Origin of the sequence: Occallatibacter riparius (assembly GCF_025264625.1) — a bacterium.
Lineage (GTDB): Bacteria > Acidobacteriota > Terriglobia > Terriglobales > Acidobacteriaceae > Telmatobacter > Telmatobacter riparius.
On record NZ_CP093313.1, the window covers coordinates 2,933,752 to 2,953,723 of the forward strand.

14 protein-coding genes are annotated in these 19,972 nt (G+C 62.5%); 6 read left to right on the forward strand and 8 right to left on the reverse strand.

Annotated elements, in window-relative coordinates; genetic code table 11:
• Positions 1–125: 125 nt before the first annotated feature.
• The 4 genes from MOP44_RS11885 to MOP44_RS11900 all read right to left on the reverse strand — a co-directional run bounded on the left by MOP44_RS11885 (position 126) and on the right by MOP44_RS11900 (position 3,070).
• Positions 126–416 (reverse strand): GNAT family N-acetyltransferase, encoded by a 291-nt coding sequence (locus MOP44_RS11885; protein WP_260796249.1) that lies wholly within the window; start codon positions 414–416, stop codon positions 126–128.
• 88 nt (positions 417–504) lie between these two features.
• Positions 505–1,386, reverse strand: a complete 882-nt coding sequence (locus MOP44_RS11890) for a polysaccharide deacetylase family protein (RefSeq protein WP_260796250.1) — start codon at positions 1,384–1,386, stop codon at positions 505–507.
• A 444-nt stretch (positions 1,387–1,830) separates the two neighbouring features.
• Positions 1,831–2,331 (reverse strand): protein-disulfide reductase DsbD N-terminal domain-containing protein, encoded by a 501-nt coding sequence (locus tag MOP44_RS11895; protein ID WP_260796251.1) that lies wholly within the window; start codon positions 2,329–2,331, stop codon positions 1,831–1,833.
• A gap of 106 nt (positions 2,332–2,437) precedes the next feature.
• Positions 2,438–3,070 (reverse strand): TlpA family protein disulfide reductase, encoded by a 633-nt coding sequence (locus tag MOP44_RS11900; RefSeq protein WP_260796252.1) that lies wholly within the window; start codon positions 3,068–3,070, stop codon positions 2,438–2,440.
• Between the two features lie 124 nt (positions 3,071–3,194).
• Here MOP44_RS11900 and MOP44_RS11905 point away from each other — a divergent pair, with 124 nt between their 5' ends.
• The 5 genes from MOP44_RS11905 to MOP44_RS11925 all read left to right on the forward strand — a co-directional run bounded on the left by MOP44_RS11905 (position 3,195) and on the right by MOP44_RS11925 (position 10,265).
• Entirely contained in the window at positions 3,195–4,205 is a 1,011-nt protein-coding gene (locus MOP44_RS11905; protein ID WP_260796253.1) for a KpsF/GutQ family sugar-phosphate isomerase, read from the forward strand.
• 441 nt (positions 4,206–4,646) lie between these two features.
• Positions 4,647–5,501 (forward strand): SDR family NAD(P)-dependent oxidoreductase, encoded by an 855-nt coding sequence (locus MOP44_RS11910; protein ID WP_260796254.1) that lies wholly within the window; start codon positions 4,647–4,649, stop codon positions 5,499–5,501.
• Positions 5,502–5,564: 63 nt separating this feature from the next.
• On the forward strand, positions 5,565–5,807 hold the full coding sequence (locus MOP44_RS11915) for a hypothetical protein (RefSeq protein WP_260796255.1): 243 nt from the start codon (positions 5,565–5,567) through the stop codon (positions 5,805–5,807).
• 144 nt (positions 5,808–5,951) lie between these two features.
• Positions 5,952–7,766 (forward strand): proline--tRNA ligase, encoded by a 1,815-nt coding sequence (locus MOP44_RS11920; RefSeq protein ID WP_260796256.1) that lies wholly within the window; start codon positions 5,952–5,954, stop codon positions 7,764–7,766.
• A 123-nt stretch (positions 7,767–7,889) separates the two neighbouring features.
• Positions 7,890–10,265, forward strand: a complete 2,376-nt coding sequence (locus MOP44_RS11925; RefSeq protein ID WP_260796257.1) for a transglycosylase domain-containing protein — start codon at positions 7,890–7,892, stop codon at positions 10,263–10,265.
• A 12-nt stretch (positions 10,266–10,277) separates the two neighbouring features.
• On the opposite strand, the gene MOP44_RS11930 is transcribed toward MOP44_RS11925, so the two are convergent.
• Positions 10,278–11,156, reverse strand: coding sequence for a response regulator (locus MOP44_RS11930; RefSeq protein ID WP_260796258.1), 879 nt, complete (start codon positions 11,154–11,156; stop codon positions 10,278–10,280).
• Between the two features lie 310 nt (positions 11,157–11,466).
• Here MOP44_RS11930 and MOP44_RS11935 point away from each other — a divergent pair, with 310 nt between their 5' ends.
• Positions 11,467–12,930, forward strand: a complete 1,464-nt coding sequence (locus MOP44_RS11935) for an alkaline phosphatase family protein (protein WP_260796259.1) — start codon at positions 11,467–11,469, stop codon at positions 12,928–12,930.
• Positions 12,931–13,016: 86 nt separating this feature from the next.
• Here MOP44_RS11935 and MOP44_RS11940 read toward each other — a convergent pair whose 3' ends face one another.
• The 3 genes from MOP44_RS11940 to MOP44_RS11950 form a co-directional block, all read right to left on the reverse strand.
• Positions 13,017–13,466, reverse strand: a complete 450-nt coding sequence (locus MOP44_RS11940; RefSeq protein ID WP_260796260.1) for an OsmC family protein — start codon at positions 13,464–13,466, stop codon at positions 13,017–13,019.
• A 593-nt stretch (positions 13,467–14,059) separates the two neighbouring features.
• Entirely contained in the window at positions 14,060–14,890 is an 831-nt protein-coding gene (locus MOP44_RS11945; RefSeq protein WP_260796261.1) for a DNA-formamidopyrimidine glycosylase family protein, read from the reverse strand.
• Between the two features lie 3 nt (positions 14,891–14,893).
• Positions 14,894–19,969: an Lhr family helicase gene (locus tag MOP44_RS11950; protein WP_260796262.1), complete on the reverse strand. Its 5,076-nt coding sequence runs from the start codon at positions 19,967–19,969 to the stop codon at positions 14,894–14,896.
• Positions 19,970–19,972 lie beyond the last annotated feature (3 nt).

The following is a 19,972-nucleotide window of genomic DNA, read 5'->3' on the forward strand; positions in this document are numbered from 1 at the left end:
ACGGATTCGTTTTGCAGATTTCGGGGACGCGAAGGAAAGACTGGAGCTGATTTGCTATCGATGGGGAACATGCCAAGTCTCTGCGACTTGGCTTCAAGTGTCAACCTCGAAGTTAGCCCGAGTTACTAACCCCTGAACTTCAAGCTCTGCCGCAACTCCGGATGCTGTTGCAGATAGCTCAGCGCGATCGGGCAAATCACATCTACCCGCAACTCATTCGCCTTCGCATATTCAAAGGCCGACTTGACCAGCTCCGTTGCCAGCCCGCGCCCCCGCAGCGCCTCCGGCACTTCGGTATGCCAGATCGTCATCCACCCCGCCCCATCCAACTCGAACTCGAGCCAAGCCGTCTGCCCCTCTTCCGTAATCTCCATACGGCTCATCGTGTTCTTCTTCTCACCCGCTCTTCTATCCATAATGTCCGCCACTCTCCAGCCACCTGATCACCGGACCACCTGACCACTCGACTACTCGACCACCTGGCCACTTGACCACCTGACGCCTCTATTTACACATCCCGTTCACATCGAGGCTCATCTTCGGCCGCTCCGGCATCTTCAATCCCTTCGCGGCGATTGCGCCTTCAAGGCTGTCGGGCTCCGCGGGAAGGGAAGGATCGAGCGAGCTCCTATAGAACGGATCCTTCTCCGCCTCTTCGATCGTCACGAAGCTGAACCCCTTCTCGCGATACATCTTCAATAGCCGCGGCAGCATACGCGCGTCGAACGCCCCCACGTGCATCAGCAGCACATAGGGAATATCGTGCCCGAACAGCGCCTTCGCCATCGCGCGCCGGAAATCCACGTCTTGCGCCGCCGCATCCAGATAGCTCGACTCAAGCTGCGCAATCGCCGCCTCGTCGTTCTTCGCCACGCAGCGCGCATATGGGTCGTTCCAGGTGTAGTCGCCGAAGCCCATCGTCACCGCAGCGATCTTATAGTGGTGCTCGGCCAGAAATTTCCGCGCCGCGTCCCGCTTTTCCGGCGTGTCCCCTTCGGCCAGGTACGGATATCGCAGCCAGTGCCAATCCGAACTGCCCGCATACTTTTCAAGCACTGGCTCGTTCTTCAGCACATCGGCTTCCCAGTCCTCCAGCTTGGCGGTATTCAGGTTCATGTGTGACCACGCATGATTTCCCAGCGGAAACCCGGCCGCCCGCCAGTCCTTCATCATCGGCTCTGACGCGGGCTCGCGCTCCATGGACACGCCGTTCACAAAGCCGTACGCGTCGTCCATGTGCTCGGCCTGCATCGTGGCAATCAGCTTCTTGCCGATCTCGACGCGCGTCTCCCCGGCTGGCAAAGGACCATGCACCGGAACGTCGTCCCACGTAAAAGCAATCTGCTGCGCGCCTGCCGAAACGCCAGCCGCGAGAACCGCAGCCAAAAGAGTACCCCACCTGCTGAAACCCTTCATGTTGCCCCCGGAGCGGATAAATGGCTCACAGCCATGGTAATGATCCGGAGCGGCGGAACAAAGACGGGAGGCACCGGCTATTTATTGGGAAGTAACTTTCCCGTTTCGGGGCTTCTCGCGCTGGACGGTGGTTTCGCCATAAATTCGCATTTTCTTTCAGGAGGGTAGGCGAATACCGGACTGTAGGTGTCTGATTTTATCTTGTTTGTTTTGAATATGTTACGGATTAGAATTGGACTTAAGCGGTTCGAAAAAGAAATTTTAGCTATTATTTTTCTGGTTAACAACTTGCTTGTTTCGCTGGGGCAATTTGGGGACTTCGAAGAGCGCGGCTTGAAGCTGTCAGGCATACGAATAAATACAGCATGATTTTGCCGCAGATCGGAGGGGCCATATGTGCCGGCCATCACACGTCTATTTCGCGACGATGTCGATGGGAACCGTGATGGTCTTCGGCGGCATGCACTGCGTCTCATCGCACGCCTGGTACCGCAGCTTCGCCTCGACGAGATGATCGCCCCGCGTGGCCGTCAGCTTCGCCTGAATGGCGAACTCTCCGCTGAACACATTCAGCCTGGTCGCAGGATCAGCTGGCAGGGTATAGTCGTGCCCCTCAGGGTAAGCAGCCGACTCGAGCTTCACCCCGGCCCCGTCCGGCAGGGAGAAGGTGGTCGGAATCAGGAACTGTTCCTTCGGCGTATGCGAGTTGATATGCAGCCCCTGCGCGATCCGGAAGTGCAACTCAACGGCCGTGGGCTTCCCGGCCGGCAGCGTGACCTGCTCCGGGTAGAGGTACTTGACTGCGTTCAGCTTGGCGCCGGCGGGCTTCGTATCCCGCCACAGTGGTTCCTGGGCCGGTGCGAGAACGCTCAGGCCGAGGATGATGCTGATGGTGGCTTTTCTAGTCAGACCCATGACGCCTCGCATGAAACATCCCTCGGGGGCTAAAGCCCAAGGTCCATAGGATGAACGCCTGTTCGGCATGACTGAAGTCATGCCCTGATACAAGACTGCAGTGTTGCTACTGGAGCGCCTTCTTAATCTTCTCTTCCATATCGTCTTTCGACGTGATCCCCATCTGCGCCGCCACTACCTTGCCGTTCTTATCCACCCAGAATGAGGTCGGCATGGCATCCAGGCCGCCATACTGATTGGCAATGCTATCGCCATTCAGCAGCACGGGATAGGGCATCTTCTCCTGCTTCACGAACTTGGCCACCGACTCCTTCTGCTTTGCGAGCCCGTCCTTGTCATCGGCCTTCAGGTCGTCGCCCTCGGAGTCGATCCCCAGTACCTCGAACCCCTTATCGGCGTACTGGTTGCGCAGCTCCACAATCCACGGTGTCTCCAGCTTGCACGGCCCGCACCACGTCGCCCAGAAGTTGATCAGGAGCGCCTTGCCTTTGTAGTCCGCCAGGGTCACGGGCTTGCCACTCAGGTCATCCAGCTTGAACTCCGGAGCCGGCTTGCCCAGCAGCGGCGACGAGGTAAACATCGCATCGGCGGTCTCGCCCTTCTCCAACGTGGCCTGCACGCCAGCCGCGGCGGTTTTCTCCGCCTGCTGCTGCCGGTACTCCCAGTTGGCCCAGCCTGCCCAGGCAAAGGTGGCCAGGATGAACAGCGTAACGCCAAGCACAATCGTGTTTCGTCTCACAGGGGACAAGGACCTCTGTCCTTCATTGTACGAGAGCAGCAAATCTAGCTAAACTCCCGAGCCTGGAGCCAGTAGCCAGTAGCTACAAGCTACCGGCTACCGAAACTGTTACCATCGATAACCGATGACCCCCAAGCAGCACGCGGACTGCCCGGAGAGTGAGGCCCTTACGCCTGCGGCACTCGTGCGTACGGAAGCGGCTGCTCTTGAAGCCCTTGCCAGCCGTCTCGAGGGTCCCATGGCCTCCGCCTTTGACCGCGCCGTAGAACTCATCCTGAATTGCGGCACCTGCAACGGCCGCGTCGTTGTTACCGGTATGGGCAAAAGCGGCATTATTGCCCAGAAGATCGCGGCCACCCTCAGCTCCACCGGCTCGCCCGCCCTCTTTCTCCACCCCGCTGAAGCAGTTCACGGCGACCTAGGCGTGTTGATGCCGGGCGATGTCGTCATCGCCCTCTCTGCCAGTGGCGAAACCGAAGAGATTCTCCGTCTGCTCGCCACCCTCAAGCGCAAGGGCGATGCCCTCATCAGCTTCTGCTGCAATCTCAGCTCGACCCTGGCCACGGCCTCTGACGTTGTTCTCGACTGCGGCGTGGAGCGCGAAGCCTGCGGCATGAACCTGGCCCCCACGGCCTCCACCACAGCCATGCTGGCCTTGGGCGACGCCCTCGCCGTCGCTGTCAGCCTGCGCAAAGGCTTCCGTCCAGAAGACTTCGCCGAACTCCACCCCGGCGGCAAGCTGGGCAAGCGGCTCGCCAGCGTCCGCGACCTCATGCACGCCGGCGAAGGAATCCCAGTGGTATCGCCGGCCACACCCATGACGGATGTGATCTACGAGATGTCGTCGAAGAAGCTCGGCATGACCACTGTGCAGGAGAGCGGCCGTCTCGTCGGCGTCATCTCCGACGGCGACCTCCGCCGGCTCCTCGAGCACGAAGGGGGCGCAGCGCTTTCGAAGACCGCCGGCGAAGCCATGAACCCACACCCCCGCACGATTGCTGTCGGCGAACTAGCCGCCCGCGCCCTTTCTATTCTCGAAGAGCGCAAGATCACCAGCTTGATCGTTGTTGATCAGGATCAACACGTCGAAGGCGTGCTGCACCTCCACGATTTATGGGGTATGGAGTTGATCTGAAAGGAGAGCTGGCCGTGGACTCAGAGCCTCGCAAGACCCTTAGAGAAGTCCGAGCCGAAGTCGAGTCGAACCAGAAGGCAATCTTGTGGGAAGACGCACGCACCGGTGGCGCGAAAGTCGATGAGTTCTTATGGAAGGGGGATCCGAATGCAAAGCCCATCCAAAGGGCGGGTCTGATCGTATTTGGTCTTTGTTTTCTGTTAATCTCTTTCGGGCTCGCTCTGGTTCCGTTTCAGAAGCACTTCGAGGACGGATGGTCCATCTACTTCCTATTGGCCGCCGCCTTCGTGGCGATCTCCGGTCGGCTTGTCCGAAACGCATTCCGGGGAAATCCGAGACACGCCGGAAATCGCAGACACCATAGCGACGAATAAGCTGAACTGAGCCCCCCCGACAATCCAAACCTGTCCCACCCTCGTTCCTGGATCGGAGGCTACCTTCTTGGCTTCGACAGATCGCACCGTCCTCATCACCGGCGCATCCTCGGGCTTCGGCCTGCTGACCACGATCACTCTCGCGCGCCGCGGATGGCACGTCCTCGCCACCATGCGCGACCTCAACCGTCGCAGCCATCTCGAAGACGCCGCCCGCGGTGCCGGCGTCCTCGATCAGATCGAGATCCATCCGCTCGACGTCACCCACAACGACCAGATCGCCGCTATCGCCTCCCTGGTCGAGCAGCGCCAGACCTCCCTTCACGCACTTATAAACAACGCCGGGTTTGCCGCTCCTGGTTTTGCCGACGACGTCACCGACGCCGAACTCCGCGAGCAGCTCGACACCAACTTCTTCGGCGCCGCCGCTGTGACCCGCGCCTTTCTGCCCCAGCTCCGCCGCCAGGGCTTTGGGCGCATCGTCATGGTTTCGTCCATCTCCGGGCGCCTCGGCTTCCCCGGCGTCGGCAGCTACGCCGCCGCCAAGTTCGCCCTGGAAGGCTGGACCGAGTCGCTCCGCTACGAGATGAAGCCGCTCGGCATCCAGGTCGCACTCGTGGAGCCCGGCGCATTCGAAACCGACATCTGGACCCGCAACGCCAAGCTCTCCGCCCGCCTCCTCGACCCCGCCTCACCCAATGCAGCCCGCGTGGAACGCTGGCGCGCCCGCATCGAGGGGCAGCGCAAAAAGGCCGACCCTCAGGTGGTTGCCGACACCATTGCCCGCATCCTCGACAACCCGCATCCGCGCCTCCGCTACGTCGTCGGTGCCGACGCTAGAATGGGCCTTCTCCTCCGCAAACTCCTGCCCGCTGGGGTCTTCGAGCGCATCATCCTCAAGAACACTGGTCTTGACGGCTAGCCCTCCAGGCATGCGGCGCGTCTGCGGCTGGAATGTGTCACATTTTTGCGTGACAATACTTTTATGCCGAGCATCGACCTCCGCCAGCTTCGTGACACCCGCAAGCTCAAGCGATGGCTCAGAGCTGGCCAGACAGTTGAGGTCCGCGAACGGAACGAAGTGATCGGCGATCTGATCCCTCGTCCGCCGAGTGCCGCGCCAACGAGATTGCCCGACTTCGCGGCGCGCTTGAAAGAAGATTTCGGCGATCGCCTGATCCCCGCAGTTGACACGCTGCTCGAATCGCGGGAGAACAGCCGCTACTAATCGTCTATGCCGATTTCAGCTTCCTTATCGCGCTCAGGAAGCCCACCATTTCCCCCTCGCAAACCCCAACCTTTAAAATGAATGCTGTCCTTCTATCGTCCTGCGTCCGTCGCAGACGGACGGGAAAGCACGCGCACTCTTTCTATGCATCGTTGGTCCAAGCTCTTTGTCCCCACGCTCCGCGAGGCCCCGGCAGACGCTGAAGTCGCCAGCCACAAGTTCCTGCTCCGCGCCGGCTACATCCGCCAGCTCGGCGCCGGAATCTACAACTATCTCTTCCTCGGCCAGCGCTCGATCAACAAGATCGTGGCCATCGTCCGCGAGGAGATGGACAAGATTGGCCAGGAGTTCCTTCTCCCCGCCATCCTGCCCAAGGAGCCTTGGGAAGAGTCCGGCCGCTGGACCGGCATGGGCGACAACATGTTCCGCCTCAAGGACCGCAAGGGCGCCGACCTCTGTCTGGGCATGACCCACGAAGAGATCATGACCACCATCGCCCGGGGCGAGCTGCGCAGCTACAAGCAGTTGCCGCAGATCTGGTATCAAATCCAGACCAAGTTCCGTGACGAGCCCCGCCCCAAGTCCGGCCTGCTGCGCGTGCGGCAGTTCATCATGAAGGACAGCTACTCCTTCGATATCGATGCTGCCGGACTCGACAAGTCCTTCGATAAGCACGACCAGGTCTACCGGACGATCTTCACGCGTTGCGGCCTCAAGTTCGTCTCGGTTGAAGCCGACTCCGGCGCCATGGGCGGCTCGCAGTCGCAGGAGTTCATGGTCTACACCGATGCGGGCGAAGACCTCATCGCCTCGTGTCCGAAATGCGGCTACGCGGCCAATGTCGAAAAGGCCATCTCCCGGCTCGAGCCCATCACTGAAATGGAAGCGACCGGCGACGGCACGCCTGAGCTGGTGCATACGCCCGGCTGCGCGGCTATCTCCGACGTTGCGGCGTTCTTCAAGATCTCGCCGGCGTCGGACATCAAGTGCGTGGCGTATATGGCGCTGTATAAGGACTGGCAGCCTGTCGTGGTGTTTTTGCGGGGTGACCACGAGGTAAATGAAACTAAGTTGCTCTCTGTCTTGGGAGCTCGGCAACTGGATTTCATGGGACCGGATCAACTGGACTTGTTCCTCGGCGCTCCTGCTGGCTATTTGGGGCCAGTCGGCGGTTTCAACCGAATCCCAATGAACGAATGGGAATCCACTCGCGATGAGTTCCAGACCGGCCTCATGAAGGATGTGAATCCCATGGGCGAAGTAATTGTGGTCGTAGATCCCGGGCTTGAGGGCCGCAGGAATCTAGTCGCGGGTGCTAATAAGAAGGGTTACCACCTGCGGAATGTCGTCCCCGGCCGCGATTTCCAGTGGACCCTCGCCGCCGATATCCGCAGCGTCAACGAAGGCGAAGCCTGCCCGAAGGATGGATGCGGCGGTGTGCTCGTCGTCGGCAAGGCCGTCGAAATCGGACACATCTTCAAGCTCGGCTACAAGTACTCTGAGTCGATGGGAGCGCGCGTTCTGGACCCCAACGGCAAGGAAGTCACGCCGATCATGGGCAGCTACGGCATCGGCATCGAGCGCATCCTCACCGCGGCCATCGAACAGTCCAATGATGCTAACGGCTTCTGCCTGCCGGCGAGCATCGCGCCCTTCACCGCCGTCATTACTATTACCAACATCGCTGACGCGGCCCTGCGCGAAACCGGCGAAAAGATCGCCGCCGTCCTCGACCAGGCCGGAATTGATGTCCTGCTCGATGACCGAGACGAGCGCGCCGGCGTCAAATTCAAAGACGCCGACCTGGTCGGAATCCCCTACCGCATCAACGTGGGCAAGAAGACCGCGAGCGGAATCGTGGAACTGGTCTCGCGCGCGACATCGACAAGCGCCGATGTGGCCATCGATCAGGTCTTGCACGAACTCAAGGCCCGCATCGCCGAGGAGAATCTGCTCTAGACCGCATCCAACAACTGAGAACCGCAACCATCAACTGTGAACTGACGCTCAAAACTGACCACTGATCCCTGATCACTGACCACTATCCCTGGAGCAGCAATGGCCTTAAAAATCAAATTCCGAATGCCCACCAACCTTCGTGCCGGGTGGGCTTCCTGGCTGCTCCGGATCGTTCTTATCATCGTCGCCGCCGCGGCCATCACGTTCCTCAGCGTCGGCAGCTATCTCTATTTCAAATACGGCGCCATCGTCGACGCCCGCCTGCAGCATCCGGTGTTCGCGAACACTGCCAAGATTTATGCGGAGCCTCGCGAGGTCCGCCCCGGCCAGAAGGTCACCGTCAGCCTCATCGGGGACGAGCTGAGGCAGGCCGGCTATACACCTAAAGGCGCGCAGAAAGAATCTCTGCTCGGCACCTACCGCCAGGGCGGAGGCTCTGTCAGCGTCTATCCCGGCCCGCAGTCGTATCACGCGCAGGACTCGGCTACCATCCACGTCTCCGATGGCGTAGTCGAGTCCATCACGGATGACAAGGGCCAGCCCCTCGCCTCCTACGAACTCGAGCCCGTCCTCATCACAGGCCTCAGCGAAGACGCCAACCGCACCAAGCGCCGCCTCGTCACCTACGACCAGCTACCGCAGAATCTTGTCAACGCGGTCCTCGCCATTGAAGACCGCCGCTTCTTCGAGCATGGCGGCGTCAATTACACCAGCATGCTCGGCTGGGCGTGGCACGACCTTGTCGGCGACCGCAAGCATCGCGGCGGCGCCTCCACCGTCACCATGCAGCTCGCCAAGCAGCTTTTCGTCGCGGACACCGGCACCATCAAGTACAAGATCACACAGATCCTGGTCGCCTTTCACCTGGAGCATCGTTTCAATAAGAAGCAGATCTTCGAGCTCTACGCCAATCAGGTGCCCCTCGGCCAGCGCGGCAGCTTCGCCATCAACGGATTCGGCGAGGCCGCCCACGCCTACTTCGGCAAAGACGTCCACCAGCTCGACCTCTCGGAGTGCGCCACGCTCGCCGGCCTCATCCAGAGCCCCAGCTACCTCAACCCCTTCCGTCACGGCGAGCGCGCCATCGACCGCCGCAACCTCGTGCTTGATTCCATGGTTGAGATCGGCGCAGTCACCAAGGACGACGCCGAGCGCGCCAAGGCAGAGTCGCTCCATCTCGTACCCGGCAGCGTCGACGCCAGCGAGGCGCCCTACTTCGTCGACCTGGTGCACGATCAGCTGATTCAGAAACTCGGCGAGCGCGACGCCAACCTCGAAGGCTTGCGAATCTATACCTCGCTTGACCCCGACCTCCAGCGTCTGGCAACTGCCGCGGTCGACAGCACCACCCACCTCATCGACGAGCAGGTCGACAAGGTTCACGCCAAGCAGCGGAAGCTCGGCCAGTCTTACGTGTATCCGCAGGTGGCGCTGGTCGCCCTCAACCCGCATACCGGCCAGGTCCTCGCCCTCGTCGGCGGCCGCAGCTACGGCACCTCTCAGGTGAATCATGCCGTCGCTCACCGGCCCACCGGGTCCATATTCAAACCGTTTGTCTACGCAACCGCCTTCACCACCGCCGTTGAAGGCACCCCGCTCGAAGGACAGGACAAGCTCTTCTCGCCCGTCACCATCCTCAACGACCAGCAGACCACCTACGAAGTCGGCAACCAGGAATACACCCCGCGCAACATGCATGGCGAGTACCACGACGCCGTCACTGCGCGTTATGCCCTGCAGTGGTCGCTCAACAACGCCACCATCTCGCTCGCCTCCATGGTTGGGTTCGACCGCGTCGCCGCCCTTGCCCGTGAAGCCGGAATCAAGTCAGCCCGCGGCACGCCCTCCGTCGCCATCGGCTCTTATGACGCCACCCCGCTCGACATGGCCGGCGCGTACACCGTCTTCGCCAACGGCGGCATGCACATCGACCCCTGGATGGTCGCCAGCGTCCGTACCTCCACCGGCGACATCGTCACCGACTACACGCCCACCACCAAGCAGGTCCTCGACCCTCGGGTCTCCTACCTCACCACCAACATGATGGAAGCCGTGCTGAACGGCGGCACCGCCGGCCGCGTCCGCACCACCTACGGATTCCGCGCCCCCGCCGCCGGCAAGACCGGCACTTCCCACGACGCATGGTTCGCCGGATTCACCTCGAACCTGCTCTGCATCGTGTGGGTCGGCAACGACGACTACACCGACATCAGGATGGAAGGCGCGCACGCTGCTGCGCCCGTGTGGGCCGAGTTCATGAAGAAGGCCGTCGAGCTTCCGCAGTACTCCGACACCAAGCCCTTCGTGGCTCCTACAGGCGTTGAAGTCATCAGCCTCGACAAGACCACCAATCTGCTTGCCGACTCCGCCTGCCCCGACGATTACCAGGCCGCCTTCCTCAGTGGCACCGCCCCCACTGATACCTGCGACCACCCGCCCGACCACCGCAATGTCTTTCAGAAGATATTCGGGCTCGGCACCCCCAAACCCGGCAACTGACGCAGGCCTCTGCTACGACCTCCGCCCCGCCCAATCCTGAAGCCGATCCCACCACGATCGATCTTCTCGCCGCACGTCCGGGGTGCAGGGGAACAACTCAGGCACGGCGCCGCGATCTGCCCTCTCATACTCCTTCAACCGGTTGATCAGATCTTCCGGATGCAGCGGCTTTGCGAACACATCGAACTTGTAGCCGCGCGCCCAGAACTCCTCGATCGCCGGAGCTCCCGCCGCGCTCCCTGAGAAGATAATCACACGGCACTCCGGCAGAAACCTGAGCACCTCGGCTGCCGTCTCGCAGCCGTTCTGGTCGCAGCCGTTTTCGAAGCCGGACAGCAGCACGTCCGGCTCAAACGCACGTGCCGTCGCGATCGCCTCGTCGTGCCTTCTTACGCCCCTTGTTTCGTAGCCGTTCTGCTTCAGAATCATGCACAGCGAATCGACGGTGCTCTTATCGTCGTCCAGAATCAAAACGCGCATGGGCCTTGGCGCCATGCTCACGTTTCCATCCGCCGCCTCGCACTTCCGCATCTGGTTCAATAAATCCTGCGGATGCACCGGCTTGGCGAGAACGTCGAACCTGTACCCGAGCTGCCAGAACTCCTCGAGCACGGGCGCAGTCGAGGCACTCCCCGAGAAGATAAACACGTAGCAATGGGGCAGGAATGTCAGCAACTCGGCCGCTGTCTCGCACCCATTCTCTTCGCAGCCATTGTTGAAGCCCGTGATCAGCACATCCGGCTCGAACTCCCGCGCCGTCGCCATCGCGGAAGCATGGTCGTACGCAGGCCGCGCCTCGTAGCCGCTCTGGTTCAGCACCATGCACAGCGTATCGGCGATGACCTTCTCATCGTCCAGGATCAACACGCGCATGGGCTTGTGCACCGGCATGGAGCGTCCTCGCGAACATGATGCCTCTACCGGGCCCCAAATGCAACGTTCAGTGGGCCGAACCCGCCCCATCCGGCTCTCCACTGGCCGTTTGACCCGGCTGGCGAACTCGTAGATTGGCTAACTTGCTGAAAGCTCGCCGCTTCTGGTGTAGTCGTTGCCTCACCATGAGCACGAGTGTCGCCGGCGAAGTCGCAGTCTGCCGCGCCGCAGGCGCCAATTCACCTCGGATTCATTCCCGCCGGCCCGGCTTCAGCGTATAACTTAGCTCAAGAAACACAATTAGCTAGACCTGCAAGATAAATCCCTTATGGATGGTCCCCCCACCATGCCGTTTAAAGCCCTCTGCTTCGCCCTGTCCATTTTGTTCGCCGGATTCACCGGATACGCAACCGCTCAGTCCGTTCCCCGTTCCTCGCACGTTTGGATGATCACTGAAGAAAACCACAGCTATGAAGACGTAATCGGCAATCCAGACATGCCTTACTACAACCAGCTAGCGCGGCAATACGGCCTCGCAACCCAGTTCTACGCCAACCAGCACAGCTCCCTGCCCGCCCTCATGTGGCTTGTGGCCGGTGCCGCGGTCGAACCCAACAACGACACCACCTCCTGCCAGCACTCGCACGACAACATCGTCCGCGAACTGCTGAACTCCGGTTACACGTGGCGCTCCTACCAGGAAAACCTCCCCTACGCGGGCTTCCAGGGGCTCTACAGTTCCGACTATCTCTACTACCGGCGTCACAACCCGCTCATCGACTTCACCGACGTCTGCCCCGGCACCGGCCAGGAGAAGAACTCCGTTCCTTACTCCCAGATGACCGCTGACTGGGCCGACAATACGGACGTCAACTATGCCTACATCACCCCTGACACAGACGAAGACGCCCACAACGGCACCCTCGCCGGCGCCGATCAGTGGCTCCAGGCCAACGTTCCCGCCATACTCGCCCGCCCCGAGTTCCAGCCCGGCGGCGATGGCATCCTCTTCATCGTCTGGGACGAGGGCACGCTCTACACCGATGATCGCTGCTCAGCCACCGTCCCCATCGGCTGCGGAGGCCGCACCGCTACCCTCGTGATCGGTCCGGCCGTGAAGTCCGGCTACAAATCAACCACGCTTTATCACAACGAGAACGTCCTCAAGACCGTCTGTGTCGCCATGGGACTCTCCACCTGCCCCGGAGCCGCCCAGGACGCTGCCCCCATGGCCGATTTCTTCTCGACGAGTTCCACCCCTGCCGCCACCGAGGGCGTACTCATCTCCAGCCCCGGCAACGGAGCCACCGTCACCGGCCAGGTCCACCTGATCGCCAGCGCCTCCGAGAGCCAGACAGTCTCCCAAACCCAGGTCTGGGACAACGGTTCCAAGCTTGGCGTCTATGGGCCGCAGATTGATCAGATCTATAACCTGGCTCCCGGCACGCACACCACCACCGTCACTGACCTCGACTCAAACTACAACGTGATTCACAAGGCATCGGTCACCTATACCGTCGCGGCTCTCACCAACGGGGTCCAGATCATTGCGCCCACTCCGGGCGAGAACCTCGGCATAGCCACGGTCAACGTGGTCGCCCACGCCACCGAGTCGGTCCCCGTGAGCCAGATGCAGGTTTGGGACAACGGCACGAAGCTCGGCCACTACGCCGGCACCGACGTCAATCAGTACTACTCCCTGGCGCCCGGCTCCCACGCCGTCACCGTTCTCGACCTCGACAACAACTGGAATGTCCTCCACAAAACCACTGTCTTCTACTCGGTCCAATAGAGATCAGGATTGGAGAGGTTCGCGGACTTAGCTTGAAGATCCCCGGCGCTGGCCGGGGATTTTCTTTCTTCCGCACCTGTCTTCGTTCAGGGGGGCAAGTTGGTTGGGGGTTCAGGGACGATGCGGTAGGTGGCGGTGATGGGAGTGCTGGTTTTGAGCATGTTCCAGACGGGGCAGAGTTTCTGCTCGGAGAGGGCAAGGGCGCGATCGACGGCCTTGGGATCGATGGAGGGGCCGCTGAGGAGGAATTCCAGGGTGATTGCGGTGAGGACGGTGGGATGCTCGGTCCGGCGGCTGGCGTGGGCATGGACCTCGAGACAGGTGATGGTCTGACCGAGTTTGCGCTCGAGGAGCAGGCGGACGGAGTTGGCGGAGCAGGCGGCGAGACTGGCGAGGAGCGTCTTGAGGGGCGTGAGGCCGGTGACGGATTCGCCTGGGAGCGTGGGGTAATCCATCTGGATCTGGTGGACACCGTCGGCGGCGGTAACGCGCATTGCGCCCTGCTGGACAGCGCGGATGGAGAGGTCGGAGGTCATGATTTCAGGGTGCGGGAAGAGGCGCAGGCGGGGACGTGCCAACTGTCACGGATGCGCGTGACAAGCACTGAATTGCCGTATTTACTGATAAGTACAATTGATCGTTTGACGTTGGAACGACTGGTTTTGGACCTATGGGACTTGGCAGTTGAATAAACCTAATGTAATGGTTTGTTTAAGTCGATTTTAGGCGAATATAGGGAGAAGTAAAAACAGGGGGAGGGGTAGCTAATTTTCTAGTAACCCCAGTAAATGATTGGTTAACCCGCTTCAGGTTCTTCGTTTTGGGCTGGGCATGCGGCAGTTTTGGTTGATCCGCGTGGCATTATGTGAGCCCCTGGAAGTCGGAAGACACAAATCCCGACGCTTTCACGATAAAAGAGCGAACTTGCCTTGTAAGTGATGGCGGTCACGATTGGTGGAACTTCACTCCGGGGCGCTGCCGCTTCGCGGTCTGGTTCGATCTGTTCTCACTCAGGCACTCAAGCCCCGGTTCGATCAGGGGAGTGGCAGGCGGGACTGGCGGAAGGCAGCCCCTGATACGAAGCAGAACCTGCTTTGGAACTCAGGCAAATCAAGCCCCCTGGACATGGTCATCTTTGGCAATTGGGACACCAGAAGGTGACGCGTGCATCTTTGCCCTGCATCCGCTGCTCGATGGGGGTGGCGCACTTGCGGCATGGCTCGCCGGCCCGGCCGTAGACCCAGAGACTCTCGGATGGGGCGGAGCTTCGCGTCGTTCTGCGGCCCACGCCGCGCCAGGTCACGATGCGGTCGCCTGAGTCCTCCATCACGTTGGCTGCAAGCTGCTTGCGGGCGACGTCGACGATCTCGCGGACCTGGGCTTCGGTGAGCGTGCCCACCTTGCGAAAGGGATATAGCCCGGTCATGAAGCACACCTCCGACTTGAAGACATTGCCGACGCCGGCCATCACACGCTGCCGCAGCAGCACGTCGCCCAGCTCGCCGTCGGCCTCGGCCAGGATGCGGGCTACGGCAGTTTCGGTGTCGAAGTCGGCGTTCAGCAGGTCGCCCTTGGCGGCCGGAATCCGCCGCTCGCGGCGCAGTGAGTCGGCGGTATGCATCTCGGCCAGGGGCACGTTGAATCCGACGGCGACGTAATCGGCGGTCTCGATCACGATGCGGGCTGCCGATCCGGGAGCGCGCCACTTCTCGCCCGGCTTGTAGATGTGCCAGCTCCCGTTCATGAGCATGTGGGTGACGAGCTTGGCTCCGCCGGAGAAGTGCATGAGGACCCATTTTCCCCGCGATTCCACGCTCTGCACAGTCTGGCCGGTGAGCGGATGATCGTCGTTGAACCGCGTGAGCAGCGGATAGGCGGAGTGGAAGCCGGTGATGGTTCTGCCAGCGAGAGCGCGATTCAGGGCGCGCGCTGCCCGGAATATCGTGTCGCCTTCAGGCATGCGCTACTGCCACTCCTCGGGCGCGGCTTGCTCCTGCATGTAGGCCATGGGTACGCGGCGCAGATGCAGGCCAAGGGGCCCGAGATGGAAGCCGGCATCCATCAGGAAGCGCGCCATGGGATGCGCGGCCGCGGGCTGGCCGTTGATGGTGGTAATGAGGACGCCCTGGTGGCGATCGGACTGCATGCGCTCCTGCCCGCGCCGGCTGAGAAATTGCGCTAACCCCTCCGCTGCACGCGACCGCTCGGGCTCCTCTGCGGGTAGAAAGACCAGCAGATTGGGATTGTTGCGGCGCACCCAGGCGACCAACTCGCCATTTCGCAGAATCACCTCGGCATAGGCGGCGCGGGTCAGCACGCGCGGAGCAGCGTCCCGTCCCGCAGACGAAGACCTGTCTGCGGGGACTCCGTTCGAGTCCTCCTCGGCAACAGGCAGGTCGGGCCAGTTCAAGACTGAGCCATAGGGGTTGGCCGGATCGGTTGCGGCGATCTGCACGAACTCCGGTTTCTCGACGTCCGGCTCGGCGCGCAACTGCCGGAGCAGATCGACCGCGGCCGGCAGGGCGAATTGCGTTGCGCCGAGGCCCGCGACGAAGTATCCGCGCCGAATACGGCCTGATTCCTCGAGAGCCTTCAGCACGTCATAGACAGCGGAGAAGCCGCCGGGAATGTTTTCAGCGGCTACCTGCTCGCGCAGGAGGACGCCGTACCGGCTGAGCAACTGCATGGCGAGAGCGTGGCTGCGTTCGGTCCCGCTGGGGCCGGAAGTCGTGTCAGCGGCTAAAGCCCCAACCCTTGTGCGGCTCTGATCGGCACGACTGAAGTCGTGCCCTGTTACGAGGCTCTTTGGTGTGGAGGATGAAGGTACGGGGAGCACCGACCAGCGGCCCTGTGCGTTGGGCGGCGTGGTGCGGCGGGAGCGGAAGACGGCGCCCGTCTGATGCGGCCTGCGGGTCGCCTTCGTGTCCGGCTTCTGAATGTAGGCCCGCAGGGCGTGCAGCGAGTCATTCGTGACCAGGCCGCGCCAGACGAGGCTCCACAGCGCGTCGATCGACTCGCCCGGATAGCCGCCGCCCACCGACTGGTGCAGCGGCTCAAAGAAGCTGGCGCCGGAAGCTTCGAGAGCTGCTAGCAGCTTTTCCTCGCGTTCGGTCATGGGATTTGCGTCTGAAGCGCTGCTGCGCGCGGGCAACAGCAGCGGCAGTTTGTCGGCGAGATACAGCGCAATGCGGCCATCGCGCTCGCCCAGGGGTTCTACGCCCACCCATGCCACTTCGCCCGCGGCTATGAGCGTATCGAGCCAGGCTGGATCGTAACCTGCGATGCGCGCGGGCAGAATCGATGTCTCCAGCAACGAGGCGGGAATGGGCGCGCCCTGCAGGCTCTCTATGACATCGAGCAGCGCGTCGAGGTGAACCTGGCCGCGTCCAGCGCCGATGTTGCGCGGGCGCAGCAGGCCTTGCCATTGCGTGAGGAAGCGTGCGAGCGTGTGCTGCTCCACGGGCTCTACTTCGCGCCGCAGCCGGGCGAGAGACTTGCGGCGGATTTGCCGGAGAATTTCGGCGTCGCACCACTCGCGATGCAGGCCGCCGGGCACGAATCCGCCTTCGAGCACGCGGCCGTCGTGACCCAACTGCCGCAGCACGTTCTCGACTGCACCGGCATCGAGGCCGAAGCGCGCGGCGACATCCTTTGTGGTGAACGGGCCGTGCGTGCGCGCGTAGCGTCTGACCAGTTCCAGCACAGGCTGGGCGACCGGTTCGAGAAGCGAAGCGCCGATGCCGGGGGGCAACGGAACGCCGAGCGCATCGCGATAACGCGCAGCATCTTCGGCCGCTATCAGGCGCCGCTCGCCGGCGATGCGCAGTTCGAGCACGCGGCGGGCGCGGAGGAGGCGGTCCACCTGATCGAGGAGGTCGGGAGAGATGATGCGGCGGGAGAGCTCTTCGCGCGATAAGTCGCCGAGTTTGAGCAGCAGATCGTGAATGCCATCTGCGGAACGGGCGCGGTAGTTTTCTGCCAGGCACTGTGCTGTCTCTTCGACCTCGGCGATGGCATCGGGATCGAGCAGCTCGCGGAGGTCGGCCTCGCCGAGAATTTCGCGCAACTGCTCCTGGTCGATGGTGAGGGCCTGGGCGCGCCGCTCGGCCAGAGGGGCGTCGCCATCGTAGATGAAGTTGGCCACGTAGCTGAACAGCAGCGACGAAGCAAAGGGCGAGGCCTTGCGCGTCTCCACTACATGCACGCGGAGCTGACGCTGCTCAATGGCGCGCAGCGTCTCCACGAGCGCGGGCATGTCGAACACGTCGCGCAGACACTCGCGATAGGCCTCGAGCAGCAGCGGAAAGGATGGATAGCGCGAGGCAACGCTCAGCAGGTCATAAGACCGTTTGCGCAACTGCCACAGAGGCGAGCGTTGATCGGGCCGGCGCCGCGGCAGCAGCAGCGCGCGGCCCGCGGCTTCGCGGAAGCGGCCTGCGAACAGTGCCGTTGAGCCAAGCTGGCGGAGGACGAGTTGGAGAGCTTCGCGCGACTCCACCATGATCCAGTCGGGGTCGGGCGGCCCGTCGGTATCGGGGAAGCGCAGCACGAAGCCGTCGTCGCCCCAGATCATCTCTACATCCGGGCCGCCGGCGGCGTTCATGCGCGCCGCTACCGCCATGGCCCACGGGATATGAATGCGGCTGCCGAACGGCGTGAGCACGCACATGCGCCAGTCGCCCAGCTCGTCGCGAACGCGCTCGATGACGATGTTGCGATCGTCGGGGATCTGGCCGGTCGCGGCCTGCTGATCGTCGAGGAACTGGACCAAATTTTCGGCGGCGTTGGGATCGAGATCGTGCTCCGCAACGAGACGCGTGAGCGCCACGGGCTTGGGAACCTCGCGCAGCTCGCGGATGAGCGCGCCGATGCGACGGCCGAATTCAAGGGGGCGACCGGGGCCATCGCCCTTCCAGAACGGCATTTTGCCGGGCTCGCCGGGCGCGGGTTCGACGAGAACGCGGTCGTGCGTGATATCGACGATGCGCCACGTGGATGCGCCGAGGATGAACGTCTCGCCGGGATGCGACTCGAAGACCATCTCTTCATCGAGTTCGCCCACACGAACTGACTTGCCATCCTGGTGCGCGAGGAAGACGCCGTAGAGTCCGCGGTCGGGGATGGTACCCGCGTTGAGGATGGCAAGGCGGCCGGCGCCTTCGCGTGCGGTGACGGTGTTTGCGACGCGGTCCCAGGTGAGGCGGGGGCGCAGTTCCGCGAACTCGTCAGAGGGGTAGCGGCCACTGAGCAGATCGAGGACGCCATCGAAGGCGGATCGGGTGAGGCCGCCGAAGGGAGCGGCGCGGCGGACAAGGTTATAGAGGTCGTCGACGGAAACTTCAGCGGGGCTTGCGGCGTCAGCGGTGCTGGCGGAGCTAGAGAAGAGAGCTGCCTCAGCCTTCTTGTTCGCTCGGACACTGGTTCTCTTACTCGCTGTTTTTCTGGGTGCCGGGGTCTGGTCCGTGGTCCGTCGTACGGGCGGGTGGGCGACGATGGCGACCATCTGCTGGGCGAGTACATCCAGGGGATTGCGAGGGTAGCGCGTGGACTCGATGTGGCCTTCGTGCATGGCGCGGGTCACGGCGGCGCAGGCGACGAGGTCGGCGCGGTACTTGGGAAAGAGCACGCCCTCGCTGACCGTATCCACGCTGTGGCCGGCGCGGCCGATGCGCTGCATGCCGCTGGCGACGGATGGAGGCGATTCGATCTGGATGACGAGATCGACCGCACCCATGTCGATGCCCAGCTCCAGCGTCGATGTGGCGCACAGCGCCTTGATCTGGCCGGCCTTCAACTGCTCTTCGATGACGGCGCGCTGCGAGGCAGCCAATGATCCGTGATGCGCACGGGCGACGGGCTCGCCGGCCAGCTCATTCAGGGCGCCGGCGAGGCGCTCGGCGATCTGGCGGCTGTTGACGAAGAGGATGGTGGAGGTGCGCTCGCGAATGATCTCGAGCAGGCGGGGGTGGATGGCATCCCAGATGGATACGCGCTTGGGGCCTTGTGACGCCGGGCCTGAGGGGATTTCCTCGATGGTGTTGAGGCGGGCCATGTCTTCGACAGGGACTTCAATGCGGAGCTTCAGTTCCTTGCGCGCGCTGGCATTGACGATGGTGACGGGACGATAGCGCAATGGCTCGGCATCCGCCGAGCCAGGGAGTAGGACCGGTGAAGCAGGGAGTAGGGAATAGGGAGTAGGGAGTAGGATCGCCGAATCGTCTCGACCCGAGGTCTGGGCCTTCAGCGCATTCTCGATGGGTGCGGTTTCGTCGCGCTCGTCCGGGGTGGCGCTGATTTCTAGTTCCTTTTCCCTACTCCCTACTCCCTGTATTTCCACGCCGCCTAGGAAGCGGGCGACTTCTTCCAGGGGGCGCTGCGTTGCTGAGAGGCCGATGCGCTGGATGGGGCGGGCGACCAGGGCTTCCAGGCGTTCGAGGGTGAGCGCGAGGTGGGCGCCTCGCTTGGTGGGGACCAGGGCATGGATTTCGTCGATGATGATGGTGTCGACGTTGCGCAGGGCCTCGGCGGCCTGTGAGGTCAGCAGCAGATAGAGCGACTCGGGGGTGGTGATGAGGATGTCGGCAGGATCGCGGCGGTAGCGGGCTCGCTCCTGCTGGGGGGTGTCGCCGGTGCGCACGGCGATGGTGGGATCGTGGAACTCGATGCCCATACGCCGGGCCATGTTGGCGATTCCAGCCAGCGGGGAGCGCAGGTTGCGCTCCACATCGACGGCAAGGGCTTTCAGAGGCGATACATAGACGATGCGGGTGCCCTGCTCGCGGTCGGAGGGGCGCGGATGGAGCATCAGGCGGTCGAGGCACCACAAGAACGCCGTCAGGGTCTTGCCCGTTCCGGTTGGAGCGAGGATCAGGGCGTTCTCGCCGCGCGCGATCACCGGCCAGCCCATGCGCTGCGGGAGCGTGGGCGCGTCGAAGACGGCATTGAACCACTCGGCGGTGACGGGATGAAAGGCGGCGAAGGCGTCGGCCGGATCAGCTGAGGTCTCGGGAGCTTCCGGCTTGGGGGGACGACGAGCCATGCT